Below are 15,544 nucleotides of genomic sequence, written 5' to 3'. Positions count from 1 at the left end.
AAAACGGTGACTCAAATCTGACACAACCAAGACGCTACAAGCCTTTAAATTAGCGGCTTACGACCGTTTATCGCTTATTTAAAATCTGAACAAATCTGCACAAAAGCAACAAATTCAATCGCAGCAATGACTTGATGGCCAATCGCCAAAAAATGCTCAAGTGTTATACAGATGCAACATGTCATTTTGCTGACACGCTTTTCAAACGCTGCGCTATACCCCTTTAACAATCTCATTCCGTAGTTAACTTTTGGTGATATTGAGGTGCGCAGATGGACGTGAGCGTATTTGGCACTGGCTATGTCGGACTTATACAAGCCGCCGCACTTGCAGATGTCGGTCATCGCGTTTTATGCGTGGACATTGACCCAAACAAGATTAAACAACTGCAACAAGCGGTGCCGCCCATTAGCGAGCCAGGTTTGTCCAGCACGCTTGAGGAAAACATCAAGGCCGGCCGTCTGCTGTTCAGCACCCAGGCCAGCGACGCGGTCGAGCATGCCGAGCTGATTTTCATCGCCGTCGGCACCCCGGCCGATGAGGATGGCTCCGCCGACCTCAGCCACGTGCTCAACGTCGCCAGGCAAATCGCTTCGTATATGGAAGCTGACCGCACCCTCATCATCAAATCCACGGTACCGGTGGGCACGGCTGATCAGGTGTTGGCTACCGCCAACAGCGAACTGCTGCGCCGCGGCAAGACTGATCTGCAAGTGCGGGTAGTGTCCAACCCGGAATTCCTCAAAGAAGGTAGCGCCCTCGCCGACTGCATGCGTCCGGACCGGATCATCGTCGGCACCCGCGACGACGCGGCCCGCGAGCAGATGAGCGAGCTATACGCACCGTTCTGCCGCAACCACGAAAAACTGATGTTCATGGACAACCGCAGCGCCGAACTGACCAAGTACGCCGCCAACGCCATGCTCGCCACGCGCATCAGTTTCATGAACGAGTTGGCCAATCTCACCGAACTGCTCGGTGCCGACATCGAAGCGGTGCGCAAAGGCATCGGTTCGGATCCGCGCATCGGCTACCACTTCATCTATCCGGGCTGCGGCTTCGGTGGCTCGTGCTTTCCCAAAGACCTGCGCGCGCTGCTGCACACCGCCGAACACAACGGCATGCCGCTGAAACTGCTGCGCAGCGTCACCGACGTCAACGACCTGCAGCGGCACATCCTGTTCAGCAAACTCAAAGCACAGTTCCCGCAAGGCCTGGCGGGTAAATCGATTGCTGTATGGGGTCTAGCGTTCAAACCAAACACCGATGACATGCGCGAAGCCCCGAGCCGTTATCTGATGGATGCGCTGTGGGCCGAGGGTGCCAGTGTGCAGGCCTACGACCCGGAAGCCATGTCCGAATGCCGGCGCCTCTACGGCTACCGCAACGATCTGCACCTGTGCGCCACCCGCGACGACACCCTGGAAGACGCCGATGCGCTGGTGATCTGCACCGAGTGGAAAAACTTCCGCGTGGTCGATTTCGAGTTGCTCGCCGAAAAGCTGCGTTCGAAGGTGATCATCGACGGCCGCAACCTCTACAACCCGGAACAAGTGGCGGCCGCCGGCCTGCATTACAGCGGCATCGGTCTACGTCACATTGCGCCTGAAGGACTACGGCCATGAAGGTCTTGGTCACCGGTGCGGCCGGCTTCATTGGTGCCCATTGCGTGCTGCGGCTGATGCGCGACGGACACTCGGTGGTCGGTCTGGATAATTTCAACGCCTACTACGACCCGCAACTCAAGCACGATCGCGTGCAATGGGTGCGTGAGCAGGTCGGCGATTTCCAGCTCGCCACGGTTGACCTGGCCGATGCCTCGGCCATCGAAGCGCTGTTTGTCCGCGAACGTCCGCAAGTGGTGATTCACCTGGCGGCGCAGGCCGGGGTGCGCTACTCGCTGGAAAATCCACGGGCATATCTGGACAGCAACCTGAACGGTTTCCTCAACATTCTGGAGAGTTGCCGGCATCACCCGGTCGAGCATTTGATTTACGCCTCGTCGAGTTCGGTGTACGGCGCCAACCAGCACACGCCGTACTCGGTGCAGGACGGCGTCAATCATCCGCTGTCGCTGTACGCCGCGACCAAGAAAGCCAATGAACTGATGGCGCACAGTTACAGCCACCTGTTCGGCATTCCTTGCACCGGCCTGCGCTTTTTCACCGTGTATGGGCCTTGGGGCCGGCCGGACATGTCGCCGATCCAGTTCGCCCGGGCGATCAGCGAAGGGATGCCGCTGAAGCTGTTCAACTACGGCGAACACCAGCGCGATTTCACCTACATCGACGACATCATCGAAAGCATCGCTCGCCTCACCCACCGCCCGCCGCACGCCGATCCGCAATGGAATCGCAAGCAACCCGACCCGGCCAGCAGCATGGCACCGTGGCGGTTGTTCAACATCGGCGGGCAGCATCCGGTTGAACTCAAGACCTATCTGGCGCTGATGGAAAAGCACCTCGGCCAGAGAGCCATTGTCGAGCTGCTGCCGCTGCAACCGGGCGACGTACTCAACACCTGCGCCGAGGCCAGCGACCTGGCTCAGGCCACCGGATTTCAGCCCCGGATAGAGCTGGATGAGGGACTCGGATGCTTTATCGCCTGGTTCCGCGACTACTACCCCACTGCCTATCGCCCACGCGCCGTTCGCGGCTGAATGAATGTGGAGGACTCCATGACTGGACATGAGAAAAGTGTAGCGATCCAAGAAATGCGCCGCGACAAGCGCGTGGATCCCGAGCACCGAATGCGTCTCGACGCGGCGATTCATCGCCAGGGTCGCGGCTGGTTTACGGGCCGCGACGGCGGTCGGCCATGGCAACTGTCACGCACCAATCGGGTGGTCGCCTGCCTTGGGGCGCTGCTGATCCTGGTGCTGATCTCGCCGCTGTTGCTGGGTCTGGCGCTGGTCATCAAATTCTCCAGCCCCGGGCCGGTGATGTTCGTGCAGAAACGCACCGGATATCGCGGCCGCAAATTCGGCATGTTCAAATTTCGCACCATGGTGGCCAACGCCGAAGAACTGAAAGAGTCGCTGCGTCACCTCAACAAACACGGTGCCGACGCGATCGATTTCAAGATCGACCACGACCCGCGCATCACCCGCATCGGCGGTTTCCTGCGGCGCACCAGCCTCGATGAATTGCCCAACCTGATCAATGTAGTGACCGGCGACATGCGCCTGGTCGGGCCGCGTCCGACCTCGTTCAACGCTTACCGCTACAAGGACAACCACCTCGCGCGTCTGGCGATCTACCCCGGCATGACCGGCCTGTGGCAGATCTCCGGACGCAGCAATATCGACTTCGACCAGCGCGTTGAGTTGGACCTCAGCTACATCGCCGAGCAGAGCCTTCTGCTTGATCTGAAGATTCTGTTGAAAACCCCCTTCAAAGTATTCAGCGGCCACGGAGCAAGCTAATGGACGGTTCAACCAATAAAAGCCTGAGCATCGCCACCCCCAGCGAATCGAACCTGACCTCGACCGTGCTGGATCTCGATCTGCGGATCCTGTTCCTGACCGCCGCCAACCCCGGCGCCGGCACCACCACCAGTGCCCTGGCGCTGGCCAGCCAACTGGCGCAAATGAGCAGCGGCCAAGTGCTGCTGGTCGACGCCAGCCAGTCGGCCGACAACCTCACCCAGCAGTTGAACCTGAGCAAGGAGCGCGGCCTGCGCGACTTGCTGTTCAACCCCGACAAACCGCCGCTGTTGCAGGACTGTGTGGTGCAGGTCTCGAGCCTGCCGTTCCACGTGCTGCCCAACGGCCGGCCAATCCGCACCCTGGAGCACCTGACCGCCGAGCGTCTGAGCCCGTTGCTTGATCAATTGGGCAGCCAGTACCGCTTCGTGGTGATCGACGGCGACGCGGTGTACTCCGCCGCCGACACGCTGGTGATCAGCACTCAGGTCGACGGCGTGGTGTTTGTGGTACGCGCCGAAGACACCCGTTGGGAAGTCGCCCAGGCCGCCGTGCAACGCCTGACCCAGGCCGGGGCAAAAGTGGTCGGTAGCGTGTTCAACCGGCGCAAGTACTACATGCCCAAATGGCTTTACAAAAACCTGTAAGCGAACGCAAAGGATGACGCCATGAACGCCAAAATGCTTGTCCTGCTGTTGCTGCCGCTTGCAGGCTGCACCAGCAATTCCGAAACCCGCAACATGCCGGTGAATATCCTCACCGCCACACCGGCCAATGCGCAGGCCACCGACATGCCGAGGGTCGAGCAGACCCTGCGCCCGAAAGATGTGCTGGATGTGATTTTCCACATCAGTACCAGTGGCTCGGACGCTTACCGCGTGCAGTCGGGTGACCAGATCGGCCTGAACTTCACCGCCGCCAGTCAGCTCAACGGCACGCAACTGGTGCTGCCTGACGGCACCATCGAACTGCCGGGCGCCAACACCTCGGTGAAAATCGCCGGGCTGACCAGCGACGAGGCGCGGCAGGAAATCCAGCGCGCCTATCAACGCAAGCAGCTGTTCCAGCCCAACCGCAATCAGCTCTCGGTGCAGATTCTCAGCCCGCTGAGCAACGAGCAGAACCTCAAAAGCGCGCTGAACCACCCGGCCACCGGCATGAGCCGCGAAATCACCGTCGGCACCGATGGCTATGCGAGTTTTCCGGAAATCGGCGCTGTGCCGCTGCAAGGCATGACGGTCAATCAACTGGAAACCTTCCTCAATAGCAAGTACGCGCAATTGCCGGGACGGATGACTGTGGATGTGCTGCTGAAATCCACCGCCGGCAACGAGATCTACGTACTCGGCGAAGTCGCTCAACCGGGCTCGTACCCGATCCGCCGTCCGGTGTCGGTGCTTGAGGCGCTGACCCTGGCGCGCGGTACCAATGTCAAGGCGCGTCTCGATTCGGTGGTGATCATGCGGCGCAACGGCAATCAGGTGCAGGCCATGAACTACGACGTGGAGAAAGCACTGTCGGGCGATGCGCCACAGATCGCCTACCTGCAACCGGACGACATGCTTTACGTACCGAAAACCAAACTGGCCAGCGCCGGCGAACTCGCCCGCCAATTGGCCGATGTGGTGCTGTTCCAGGGCGTGGGTTTCAGCTTCGGCTACCGCGTCGACAACAAAGGCAGTGACAACTGACTCTCAGGTGAACGACATGAACCCAAAAGAAAATTACCTGCACGAGTTCTTCAGGATTTTCTTCGCCAACAAGCAACTGGTGAAGCGCATCTTCCTGATCTTTGCAGTGATCGCGCTGTTGCTGCCGCTGTTGCTCAAACAGAGCTTCGATATCACCGCACAGGTGATCGTGCAGTCGAAAAAACTGTCTCAGGGCGATGCGACCACCTCGCTGACCCAGGACAACGCCACCTTCATTCCGCCATCGCTGGCAGACATGGAAACCGAAAGCAATATCCTCCGTTCGCCGGCGCTGATCCGTCAGACCATCAGCGAACTGCGCGATCAGGGTCAGTACAACCCGCCGCCGGGGATGCTCAGCAAGCTGCTCGGCGAACCGTTCAAGAATTACGTCAGCACGCCGCTGCGCGAATACGTGATCAATCCGCTGCGTGATGCACTGGGCATGGAAACCGATCCGGTGCGCGACACGGCACTGGATGGCTTGACCCAGGAAGCCATCGACAATCTGAAGATCGAAACCCTGCCGGGTTCCAATGTGATCTCGATCGTCTACAGCTTCCCTGATCCTGCCCAGGGCACAACGTTCGTTGCCACGTTGCTGCGCAACTATCTAGTCGATCGTCAGGCGCTGCAATCGATCGAGCTGCCGCACTCGTTCTACGAGACCAAGAAGCATCAATATCAGGTGCGGCTCGACGGTCTGGAAGGCGCACGGCTGAGCCTGCTGGAAAGTGTCGGTTCGTCCGATCCGAAAGAGGAAATCACCTTTCGCCTCAACGCGATCAACACTGAAGAGCAGGCACTCAACCTGTATCGCGATCGCTTGCTGCAAAGCCAGCGCTGGCTCGATTACCTGAAAACCAGCCTGGCCGCCGCCAACACCAACAAGCTCAACGACTACACCTTCCCGTTCACCTTCACCACCACGGTGGACAACATCGCGTTCGAAGACCGTGAGATCCGGCAGATGGGCGAGGCACTGACCACTCAGGTCAGCCGCTATATGAATGACCTCGCGGTATTTCAACCCAGTAGCGAACCGATGTTGCTGACCCGCGAGCAAATTGCCCGCACCCGCCAGCAGTTCCTCAAAGTGGTCAACAACCGCATCCAGGAACGCACGATCGACCTGTCGGTGGTCAGCCAGGTCATCGAGCAGAAAACTGCACGCATTGCCGAATTCAAGAATCGCATCCATCAATTGCAGCAAACCCAAAGCAAGCTGCGCCAGATGGACACCGAGATCGGCGCATTGCACGCAGCGTTTTCAACCTATGCGCAACGCTTTGCCGAAAGCAGCACGACCCGCGCGCTGGACAACGACTTGTCCAACGCCCGTGTCTTGAGTCCGCCGTATGAACCGACCGAGGCGGCGTTTCCCAAGCCGATGCTGATCATTCCGTTCGGCCTGCTCACCGGTCTGCTGCTGGCCATTGCCTTCGTCTACGTGCGTGAGTTCTTCGATCACCGCTTCAAACATCCGGCGCAAATCAGTCATGAACTGGGCCTGCCGGTGCTGTTGGTAATCAATGAAGAAACGTCGCAGCCTGGCAATCCGCACAAGAACTGGACCATGCCCAGCCTGGTTCACTGGGTGCGCAATTGAACGCGGCGTCCACCCCGTGCGTCGCCCTGCCGATCATTCATTTGCTCAGCAGCGGCGGCTTCTACGGAGCCGAGCGGATGTTGCTGGATCATTGCCTGGCGACGCCGGGGCAGCATCAGGTGCTGTTCCTCGACGCGCCAGCCGAGCTGATCGAGCGCTTTCGTCAGGCCGGGGTGGACGCCCGCGGCTGTGCCGGGCTCGGCGGACTACTGCGGCACTTGCATCAGCGCCGTAGTGACAAGCCGTTGCTCAACACGCACAACTTCAAAGGACAACTGTTTGGCTGGGTCGGCGCAACGCTATTGCGCCTGCCGCTGGTCATCACCCAGCACGGTTTCACCCCGCGCAGTCGCAAGCAGAAGTTCTACACCTGGCTAAGCCTGCAATTGTGCCGCACGGCCTCGGTGAAGCGAGTGGTCTGCGTAGCGCAAAGCATCGCTGCGCTGCACCGTCAGGCTGGCGTTCGTGCGGAGAAGTTGCAGGTGATTGCCAACGGTTTGCCAGCGGCGCCAGCGCTGCCGCCGCTGGAACGACAACGCTGGCTGGTCGGTTACGTCGGTCGGTTGAGCAGCGAGAAAGGTCCGGATCTGTTTCTCGATGCGCTGATTGCGCTGTGTCACCAGCATCCGCAACTGGACGCGGTGATGCTCGGTGACGGTCCGGAACGTGAAGCCTTGCAGGCGCGTATCGACGCTGCCGGTTTACCACAGCGGATTCGCTTGCCGGGCTATCAGGCGGCGATGCAAGGCTGGTGGCAGCAACTCGATGCGCTGGTGATCAGCTCGCGCACCGAGGGTACACCGATGATTCTGCTTGAAGCGATGCAGGCCGGTGTGCCCGTGGTGGCGTTCGCGGTCGGTGGCATTCCCGATGTCTTGCAGGACCGCCACAACGGCCTGCTCGCCGCACCGACCGATACCGCCGCCCTCGCCCGTCAACTCGACACGTTGCTGGCCGAACCGAAACTGGCCGCGCAACTGCGCGACAACGCCAGACGCACACAACAGGAACGCTACGACCTCAAGGCTTTGGCTGAACACTGGTCGCAGCTGTACATCCACACGGCACGGGAGGCACGCGCATGATTTTCCCGCTCTCGATCGTCAGCCTGCTGGCACTGGTCTGCATGGCTTTGCTGGTCAGTCCTTATCCGTATCTGGCGCCGGGGGCAGTGCTGGGGCTGCTGGGTTTCACGGTGCTGTACCGCAAACCGTCGTGGGGCCTGCTGGGTATTGCCGCGCTGGTGCCGTTTGAAGGGTTCTTCAAGGACAGCGCGTTATCGGGGAGCAAATTCATCGGTGCTTCGCTGGCACTGATCCTGGCGTTGCAACTGGCATTGCATCAGATTCCATCGCAGCGCCTGCGCAGCAATCTGTGGCGCTACCTGATCGGTTTCATGGCGCTGTACCTGCTCAGCCTGCTCGCCACCGACAACATGGGCATGTCACAGAGTCATCTGCGTGAACTGAGCGTGGGCCTGATTCTGTTCGTGATCACTTTGTTGATCGGCCGCGAGCTGAACCTCGATCTGTTCGCCCGGCTGGTCACGCTCAGCGTTAGCGCGACCTGCGCGATGGCGATGTTTTCCAGCAGATTCCAGGACAAGGGCCGCGCCGCCGGCCTGCTCGAAGACCCGAATGCCTTTGCGCTGCTGATCGCCTTCGCCGTGCCGCTGGGCCTGCTGCTGGTGATTCGCAGCCCGAACCTGCTGCAACGATTGTTCTGGGCCGGCTGCTGCCTGTTGCTGCTGGGCGGCATGACCAAAACCGAGTCGCGCTCAGGCCTGGTGGTACTGGCCTTGAGTCTGGCGATCGGGGTCTGGCATTACCGCCAGCACCTCAACCGTATCCGTCCGCGGCACTTCGGATTCGCCATGCTCGGCGCCGCCATCGTGCTGCCATTGGCGATTTATGCGATGCCTGCCGGTTATCTGGCGCGCATCCAGTCGCTGAGTATCTTGAGCGCCGGGGCCAAGGCTCAGGATGAATCCCTCGGCCGTCGCGCCTCGTACATTGTCGTCGGCAGCCAGATCATCCGCGAACATCCGCTGCTCGGCTCGGGCCCGGGGACCTTCCCGTTGCACTATGCGACCACCGGTTATGCCAAGGCATTCTCGGCCAACCGCAAGATCGGCGACCTGTATCGCCGGGCGCATAACACTTATCTGGAGATCTTCAGCGAATTGGGGATTCCCGCCGGCCTGCTGTTTGTCGGCATGCTCGTGCAAGGTTTCTACAACCTGATTCGCGCACGACGCGAATGGCTGCAACGGCACGAGTGGCAGCACGCCGACCTGATCACCCATCTGGGAATGAGTTTTCTGTCGTTGACGTTGTTTCTGATGTTTCTCAGCGCGCCGAACCTGAAGTACCTGTGGATCATGCTTGCACTGACCTGGGTGCTGCGCCTGAAAGCCGAGCAAGCGCCGCTGACGGAGGCCAGAGCATGAGCCGAATCAGCATCGTCATTCCGATGTACAACGAGGCACGGCACATCGGCCGCACCCTCCTGGCCGCTCGCAAAGCTGCGAACGCCGCCGACATCGACTGTGAACTGATCGTCGTCGACAACGGTTCCACTGATGACGGGCCACAGATCGCCCGCGCCTTCGGCGCACAGGTGCTGGTGCTGCCCGGCCTGCTGATCGGCGCCTTGCGCAATCGTGGCGCAACGGTTGCCAGCGGTGAATGGCTGGCGTTCATTGATGCCGATATCGAAATGCCCGAAGACTGGCTGAACGAACTGTTCGCTCTCGAAGCGCAGAATCAGGGCGACATTTTTGGCCTGGATCTGCACACCCCCGCCGCCGCGCCGTGGTACGCGACCGCCTGGCAACGGCGCATGTTGCGTCCATCAGCGCACGCCAGTCGCACCGTGGACTGGCTGCCCAGCGCCAACCTGTTGATGCGCAAACGCTGGTTTGACGTCGTCGGCGGATTCAACGAAACCCTGCGCACCGGCGAAGACAAGGAATACACCTTGCGTCTGAGCACACAGGGCGCTCGGCTGCTGTCGACCAGTAACAGTATCGCCCTGCATTGGGGCTACGAAATGAACTGGCGCGAGTGGATGGGCAAGGAGCTGTGGCGTCAGGGCAGCCACCTGCAGTTGTTGCGCACCCATGGCATGAGCCTGCGCCTGCTGCGTTTTCCGCTGCTGTCGTTGCTGGTCTGGATGACGGATTTTCTACTGATCGTTGCCTTGCTCGCCGGCCTCGCGCAGCTCGCGGTGATCCTGCTGGTGCTGACCCTGCTGCCGAGTCTGATGCTCAGCGTGCGGCAGAGCATCAAGCACCACAATGCTCGCCTCACCTTGCAACTGTGGGGTCTGCACTGGTTACGCCTGCACCTGCCCAGCGCGGCACTTATTCTCAGTCTGTGTCATTGGAACGCCAGGAGGCCCGCCCGTGGCTGAATTCATTTTTTGCCTGTGCCTTGTGCTGCCGGCGTACGCCTACATCGGCTATCCGCTGCTGCTGACCTTGCTGGCGCCGCTGTTCCCGGCCTGGCGGCACGCGCCGGCACCGCCGCTGAACGTCAGCATCGTCATCGCCGCGCACAACGAGGCGCGACACATCGAGCACAAGTTGCGCACCCTGCTGGCCCAGGATTATCAGCCCGCAGCGCTGCAGATCATTCTCGCCAGCGACGGCTCGAGCGATGACACCGTGGCCTGCGCGCACAAAGTGATCGATCCGCGCATCACCGTCCTCGACCTGCCGCGCCAGGGCAAAGCCGCCACACTGAATGCCGGCGTCGCTGTGAGCAGCGGCGACATTCTGGTGTTCACCGACGCCGACAACCAATGGTCGCGCGACACCCTCGGCCATTTGCTCGCGCCGTTGAGCGATCCGCAGGTCGGTGCCTGCGCCGGGCACATGGTGATCCCGGTCACCGGTGGTGGCCTGAGTATTGGCGACAGCCTCTATCGGCATTACGAAGGCTGGTTGCGCCGGGTCGAGAATCGCACCGGCTGCATGGTCTCCGCCGACGGCGCCCTGCTCGCCTTGCGCCGCGAACTGTTCCAGAACGTACCGGCCGAGGTCAACGACGACTTCTTCATCAGTACCTGCGCGCCGGTCGCGCACAAACGCATCGTTTACGTACCCCAGGCGCAAGTGATCGACCAGGGCGTTGATGAAGCGGGCAAGCAATGGCGCCGCCGCCAGCGGGTCACGGTTGGTGGCCTGCAAAGCCTGGCGCAACGCAGCGCACTGCTGAACCCGTTCAAGTACGGCCTTTATTCCATTGCCTTGATCAGCCACAAACTGATCCGCCGTCTCGCGCCGATTCTCTTGCTGCCGCTGCTGCTGAGCAATTTCTGGCTGTGGAACGAGCACGGTTTCTATCGCCTGAGCCTGATTGCGCAATTGCTCGGCTACGCGGTTGCCATCGCCGGCCTGCTGGATTCGCAACACCGTTTACCCAAACCGTTCCGCCTCGCAGCATTCCTGCTGGTGACGCTGGCCGGCATGAGCGTCGGTCTGTGGCAGTTCCTGCGCGGGCAACGCTACGCACAGTGGAATCCTGACCAGAATCGTTGAGAGGACTCATGCCATGGCGATCAAACAACTGCTGAAACGCACCAGCGGCTGGCTTTATCTCAACTCGTCAGTGGGGCGCAACCAGTTGCACGGTGCCGGGGTCATTCTGATGCTGCATCGGGTGCTGGCCAACGACCGTGCCGCCAACCTGCCGCACCGCAATGAACTGTGCGTCGGGCCCAAGGCCTTCGAGCATTTACTGCTGTGGCTGCGTCGGCATTTCGATTGCGTGCCGCTGATGGAAATCCTCCAGCCCAATTCGCTGCGCAGCGAGCGCCCACGGGTGGCGCTGACCTTTGATGACGGCTGGCGCGACAACGCCGTCAACGCCTTCCCGCTGCTACAGAAACATCAGGTACCGGCGAGCATTTTCCTCTCCACCGATTTCATCGGCAGCCGTCAGCGTTTCTGGTGGGAAAGCCTTGGCGAAACCCTGTGGGGCAGCCACGGTGAAAAAGCGCGGATGCACTTGATCGAGTGCCTGCAGTTCATGCATCACCCATTGCCGGTACTGCTCGATGACATCGATGTCGACCGCCGCAGCCTGGCGCTGCTGCATTTCCTCCAAGGGTTGAAGACGCTTGACCCGCAGGAACTGGAAAAACTCACCGATGAGTGCCCAGCCGAATCACAGCCGCAAGCGCTGGACTGGCATCAAGTGCGCGCGCTGGAGGCTTCCGGTCTGGTGCGCTTTGGCCCGCACGGTGCCAGCCACGCCATCCTCACCGGCCTGGATGATCAGCGCCTGAACGAAGAAATCAGCCGCAGCCGCGATGCCTTGTACAACAGCTGCAACCGCCCACTGCCTGTGTATTGCTACCCCAACGGCGACAACGATGAACGCGTGCGCGAGCAGATCGCCAATCACGACTACCCGTTCGCCCTCGGCACCGGCACCGGCATTTATCGCGGCGAAGGCGACCCGCTGAACCTGCCGCGCTTCGGCGTCAGTCAGCGCATCGCGTGCAATCCGGCGTTGTTGTCGTGGCGCATTTATCGCGGGGCACGGCCATGAGTCGCGGTAGCTACCTCAAGCATCTGGCCCTGAGCATGGGCACCAAACTGGCAATGATTGCCTTGCGCCTGCTGCGCAATGTGTTGCTGGCGCGGATTCTCGGCCCGAGTGAACGCGGTTTGTTCGCCCTGCTCAGCACCCTGCCGGACCTGATCAGCGCGGCGACCAGCGGCGGCTTGAATTCGGCAGTTGGTTACCAAGCGGCCAATCAGCGGCCGATGGGCGTGTTGCTCGCTCAGGTGTTGGTGTTCGGCTGTGTTCTGGCCGGGCTGCTGACCTTGCTGGTGGTCGCGCTGGCCCGTGAGTTCGGCAGCGAACTCGATGTGACGATGCAGCTCGGTCTGCTGGCGTGGCTGTTGCTGCTGGCGGTGCCGCTGACCGTCCTTAAAAGCGGCTTGCTGACCTTGCACAACGCGTCGGGCGGCGTGGTCGCCTTCAATGTTCTGCGTCTGATCGAATCCCTCGCGCCGCTGCTGTTGTTTGTTGCGCTGTTCTGGATGTGGAAAGAGGCCGCACTCGAAGCCGCGCTGATCAGTTGGCTGGCCGGCATCAGTCTGGTGGTGCTGGTCGGCTGGATGTGGCTCAAACGCGCACAACCGCTGCAACTGCAATGGGATCGTGCGAGCCAGAACGAGCTGCTGCGATTCAGTGCGCGCAGCCATCCGGATCTGCTGTTCCAACAGATCATTCTGCGCTCCGACTACTTGTTTATCGGCGCCCTGCTGGGCAGTACCGCGCTCGGCCACTACGCCATGGCCAGCGCCGCCGCCGAATTGTTGCTGATCGTTCCGGAGGCGGTCACCACACCGCTGATGAAGCGACTGCTGCAACAGGACAAAGGCATGGACAAGGTCACGCCGCTGGCCCTGCGCCTGACCGCCACGGTGATGCTCGGCGCCTGCCTGACGATGGCAGTGATCGGCGAATGGTTGATCGTCACGCTGTTCGGTGCGGCGTATCAACCGGCGTATCCAGCGCTGCTCGCGTTGCTGCCCGGCCTGCTGGGCCTGTGCTATGCGAGCATTCTGCGGCTGGATCTGATTGGCAAGGATCGCCCCGGCACGGTGTCGTTGCTGATGGGCATCGGCGCTCTGCTCAACCTGGCGCTGAATCTGCTGTTGATTCCTGCCTTCGGCATTGTCGGTGCAGCGGCGGCTTCATCAATCGCCTATCTGGCGGTGACGGTGGCGATGCTGGTGCTTTATTGCCGCTTGAGCAACGTGCCGTTCTGGCAAACCTTGATCATCCTGCCCAGCGACATCACCCCGATGTGGTTGATGCTGCAACGTCGGAAGACAGCATGAAACGCCTGGCCCTGCTGTTAGGACTCGGCCTGACGCTGAACGGTTTCGCGGCGCCGATGCAGTGGGGTGACCTGCGCGACGGCAGTCTGTACCTGCAAGCGAATCGCCCGGACACCGTTAAAGTGCGATGGGTGCCGGCATGGCAGGCCGAGGCCAATGAAGAGCATATTTATCTGCTCGACGGTCAGGGCAAGCTGCAGGGCGAACGGCTGATCAAAGCCAGCGAAACTCGCGGTTCGCAGAGCTGGCCGTTGCTGCCCGGGGCTGCCAGTTATCGCCTGGAAATTCCCGGCTACAGCTTCCGCAGTTATCGCGTCGAGCATGACGATAAAACAGTGGTGCTGTTCAGTCCGGCCAAAGTGCATTTCAGTGTCGAAACCGGCAATGGCGATGAGCTGTTTTTCCAAGTGGCACCGGGAGAACACGCGGTGCTGAACGGCAAATACCATGGCGGGGTCAACGCACTGCAAGCCCAGCGCATGGACGATGGACAACAACTGTCGTTGGCCCTCAAGCCATACCGCGCCTATTGGCAATTCGATCAAGTGGCCTTGCCGGTCAGCGACCGGCCCCAGGTCTGGCGCTTGCGCCTGCAGGGCAGCGGTAAAGCGGCATTCTGGCTCGACGGCACGGCCAATCTGTTTGCGCAAAATCCGCAGCAGCTCCAGCCCTTGCGTGAAGAGCCGGGCCAGGTACGCCTGACCCTGCACGATAAGGTGCTCGGTCGCACCCCCGATCTGGGCATTGCCCTGCCCAATCTCATGCCGCCCGCAACCAGTTATGCCGCCCTGGATGCCTTGAAACCGAGTGCGGCGAGTTATTACAGCTACGTTGACGTCACTGCGAAAAATACCCGTTCTGCAGACCCGGTTCGTCAGCTCTATCAGACTCGCTTCGGCATCCGCCAGGACATCACCCTGCTCGCCGGCACCGGCCGTCGGGCCGATCTGCGTGCCGACGTGCAAAGCAACAACGGCCTTGAGGCATGGCTCGCCGGCACTCGTGCCCTGGAGGGTCAAGGCACGCATTACATCGGCTTCGCCGACGAGCCGAACCTGAACTATTCAAGCTACGAAGATTATCGGGCGATTTTTGTCAGCATGGCCCGCCAAGTGCGCAGCGATCCGGCCAATGCCAAGGCCGGCGTGCGCATCGCCATGCCCGCCAGCTCCCGTTTTGTCAACGGGCCGTTCGCCCGCAACGCAGCGGACAAGCGCGGCATCGATTGGGCGCGGCGTCTACTCAGTGAATCCGCCGATCAGGTCGATGCATTGGCCTGGCATGAATGGATGATCCGCGACCTGCTGGCGACCCGGGTCTACCGCGACAGCGTACGCCGCGCAGCAGACCTGGTGGGGCTGGACGCTAACGGTCAGCCACGCAAAGCGTTGCTGCTGGATCAGACCAATCTGTCCAGTGGCTCAGCCCTGAGCCCCTACGATCAGGAAACCCATTACACCGCGCTGTGGTGGGCCTCGGTGGTCATCAACGCCTCTCAGGATGGCCTGCTGAGCATGCTCAACTGGTTTCAGGCCGCCGACGAACCGCCCTACGGCAAAGGCATGGTGCGCATACATGACGATGGTCGCTTCGAGCTGAAACCGGTGGGCCTTGCCCAACAATTCATCGCCCGGCATTGGCTGCCGCAAGTGCTGCAACTGGATAACGACGCTTTTGAGGTGGATGTCCTGGCGATGGCCGGCGACAAGCAGCGCGCCCTGCTCGGGGTGAACAAAGGCACGCGCCTGCAACGGGTTGATCTGAGCGGTGCCCGGTGCCCGCTGAACCAAAGCGCCCTGCGTTTCTTCGGCGCTGACAATCGTAGCAGCGACGCATCGTTTTCCTGTGAAAACGGGCGGGTGCGTTTCGAATTGCCGGGGCAAACCCTGTTTGCCCTGAACTGGAGCGCTTCATGAACTGCCCTTCGATGTTCTGCCCCGCGAGCCTCTTGCTGTGCG

The 15,544-nt window shown here is 61.0% G+C and carries 13 protein-coding genes; all 13 read left to right on the top strand.

From position 1 onward, the window contains the following. Window positions 1-272 precede the first annotated feature (272 nt). The 13 genes from ACM6IN_RS04225 to ACM6IN_RS04165 are packed head-to-tail and all read left to right on the top strand — an operon-like array spanning window position 273 to window position 15,502. Complete coding sequence (locus ACM6IN_RS04225) at window positions 273-1,625, top strand: UDP-glucose dehydrogenase family protein (protein ID WP_095111616.1); 1,353 nt, start codon at window positions 273-275, stop codon at window positions 1,623-1,625. Beyond that, a complete protein-coding gene (locus tag ACM6IN_RS04220; protein ID WP_414915465.1) occupies window positions 1,622-2,659 on the top strand; it encodes an NAD-dependent epimerase in 1,038 nt (345 codons plus the stop codon). Before ACM6IN_RS04225 ends, ACM6IN_RS04220 begins: the two co-directional genes overlap by 4 nt. Window positions 2,660-2,677: 18 nt before the next feature. Beyond that, complete coding sequence (locus ACM6IN_RS04215) at window positions 2,678-3,424, top strand: sugar transferase (protein ID WP_007919478.1); 747 nt, start codon at window positions 2,678-2,680, stop codon at window positions 3,422-3,424. Next, on the top strand, window positions 3,424-4,071 hold the full coding sequence (locus ACM6IN_RS04210) for a CpsD/CapB family tyrosine-protein kinase (RefSeq protein ID WP_095111617.1): 648 nt from the start codon (window positions 3,424-3,426) through the stop codon (window positions 4,069-4,071). Before ACM6IN_RS04215 ends, ACM6IN_RS04210 begins: the two co-directional genes overlap by 1 nt. A gap of 21 nt (window positions 4,072-4,092) precedes the next feature. Beyond that, the gene (locus ACM6IN_RS04205) at window positions 4,093-5,115 is read left to right on the top strand and encodes a polysaccharide biosynthesis/export family protein (protein WP_007919474.1); all 1,023 of its coding nucleotides are present in this window, start codon (window positions 4,093-4,095) and stop codon (window positions 5,113-5,115) included. 16 nt (window positions 5,116-5,131) lie between these two features. Next, window positions 5,132-6,724, top strand: coding sequence for a GumC family protein (locus ACM6IN_RS04200; RefSeq protein ID WP_007919472.1), 1,593 nt, complete (start codon window positions 5,132-5,134; stop codon window positions 6,722-6,724). Continuing rightward, window positions 6,721-7,809, top strand: a complete 1,089-nt coding sequence (locus ACM6IN_RS04195; protein ID WP_414915464.1) for a glycosyltransferase family 4 protein — start codon at window positions 6,721-6,723, stop codon at window positions 7,807-7,809. Before ACM6IN_RS04200 ends, ACM6IN_RS04195 begins: the two co-directional genes overlap by 4 nt. After that, a complete protein-coding gene (locus ACM6IN_RS04190; RefSeq protein WP_414915463.1) occupies window positions 7,806-9,173 on the top strand; it encodes an O-antigen ligase family protein in 1,368 nt (455 codons plus the stop codon). The genes ACM6IN_RS04195 and ACM6IN_RS04190 overlap by 4 nt, the downstream gene beginning before the upstream one ends. Then, the gene (locus tag ACM6IN_RS04185) at window positions 9,170-10,138 is read left to right on the top strand and encodes a glycosyltransferase (protein WP_095111620.1); all 969 of its coding nucleotides are present in this window, start codon (window positions 9,170-9,172) and stop codon (window positions 10,136-10,138) included. Before ACM6IN_RS04190 ends, ACM6IN_RS04185 begins: the two co-directional genes overlap by 4 nt. Beyond that, a complete protein-coding gene (locus tag ACM6IN_RS04180; protein WP_007919437.1) occupies window positions 10,131-11,267 on the top strand; it encodes a glycosyltransferase in 1,137 nt (378 codons plus the stop codon). The genes ACM6IN_RS04185 and ACM6IN_RS04180 overlap by 8 nt, the downstream gene beginning before the upstream one ends. A gap of 13 nt (window positions 11,268-11,280) precedes the next feature. Then, on the top strand, window positions 11,281-12,282 hold the full coding sequence (locus ACM6IN_RS04175) for a polysaccharide deacetylase family protein (protein WP_414915462.1): 1,002 nt from the start codon (window positions 11,281-11,283) through the stop codon (window positions 12,280-12,282). After that, window positions 12,279-13,586 (top strand): oligosaccharide flippase family protein, encoded by a 1,308-nt coding sequence (locus tag ACM6IN_RS04170; RefSeq protein WP_414915461.1) that lies wholly within the window; start codon window positions 12,279-12,281, stop codon window positions 13,584-13,586. Before ACM6IN_RS04175 ends, ACM6IN_RS04170 begins: the two co-directional genes overlap by 4 nt. Continuing rightward, window positions 13,583-15,502: a hypothetical protein gene (locus tag ACM6IN_RS04165; RefSeq protein ID WP_414915460.1), complete on the top strand. Its 1,920-nt coding sequence runs from the start codon at window positions 13,583-13,585 to the stop codon at window positions 15,500-15,502. The genes ACM6IN_RS04170 and ACM6IN_RS04165 overlap by 4 nt, the downstream gene beginning before the upstream one ends. The last annotated feature ends 42 nt before the right edge of the window (window positions 15,503-15,544 follow it).

The organism is Pseudomonas sp. IT-P395 (assembly GCF_949767675.1).
Taxonomy (GTDB): Bacteria; Pseudomonadota; Gammaproteobacteria; order Pseudomonadales; family Pseudomonadaceae; genus Aquipseudomonas.
This window is presented reverse-complemented; position numbering and strand designations above follow the sequence as displayed.

Bases quoted from the DNA above. Each gene is read 5' to 3' on its own strand.
- ACM6IN_RS04200 (WP_007919472.1), top strand. From the start codon at position 5,132: ATGAACCCAAAAGAAAATTACCTGCACGAGTTCTTCAGGATTTTCTTC.
- ACM6IN_RS04215 (WP_007919478.1), top strand. From the start codon at position 2,678: ATGACTGGACATGAGAAAAGTGTAGCGATCCAAGAAATGCGCCGCGAC.
- ACM6IN_RS04220 (WP_414915465.1), top strand. From the start codon at position 1,622: ATGAAGGTCTTGGTCACCGGTGCGGCCGGCTTCATTGGTGCCCATTGC.
- ACM6IN_RS04210 (WP_095111617.1), top strand. From the start codon at position 3,424: ATGGACGGTTCAACCAATAAAAGCCTGAGCATCGCCACCCCCAGCGAA.
- ACM6IN_RS04165 (WP_414915460.1), top strand. From the start codon at position 13,583: ATGAAACGCCTGGCCCTGCTGTTAGGACTCGGCCTGACGCTGAACGGT.
- ACM6IN_RS04205 (WP_007919474.1), top strand. From the start codon at position 4,093: ATGAACGCCAAAATGCTTGTCCTGCTGTTGCTGCCGCTTGCAGGCTGC.
- ACM6IN_RS04185 (WP_095111620.1), top strand. From the start codon at position 9,170: ATGAGCCGAATCAGCATCGTCATTCCGATGTACAACGAGGCACGGCAC.
- ACM6IN_RS04170 (WP_414915461.1), top strand. From the start codon at position 12,279: ATGAGTCGCGGTAGCTACCTCAAGCATCTGGCCCTGAGCATGGGCACC.
- ACM6IN_RS04175 (WP_414915462.1), top strand. From the start codon at position 11,281: ATGGCGATCAAACAACTGCTGAAACGCACCAGCGGCTGGCTTTATCTC.
- ACM6IN_RS04225 (WP_095111616.1), top strand. From the start codon at position 273: ATGGACGTGAGCGTATTTGGCACTGGCTATGTCGGACTTATACAAGCC.
- ACM6IN_RS04190 (WP_414915463.1), top strand. From the start codon at position 7,806: ATGATTTTCCCGCTCTCGATCGTCAGCCTGCTGGCACTGGTCTGCATG.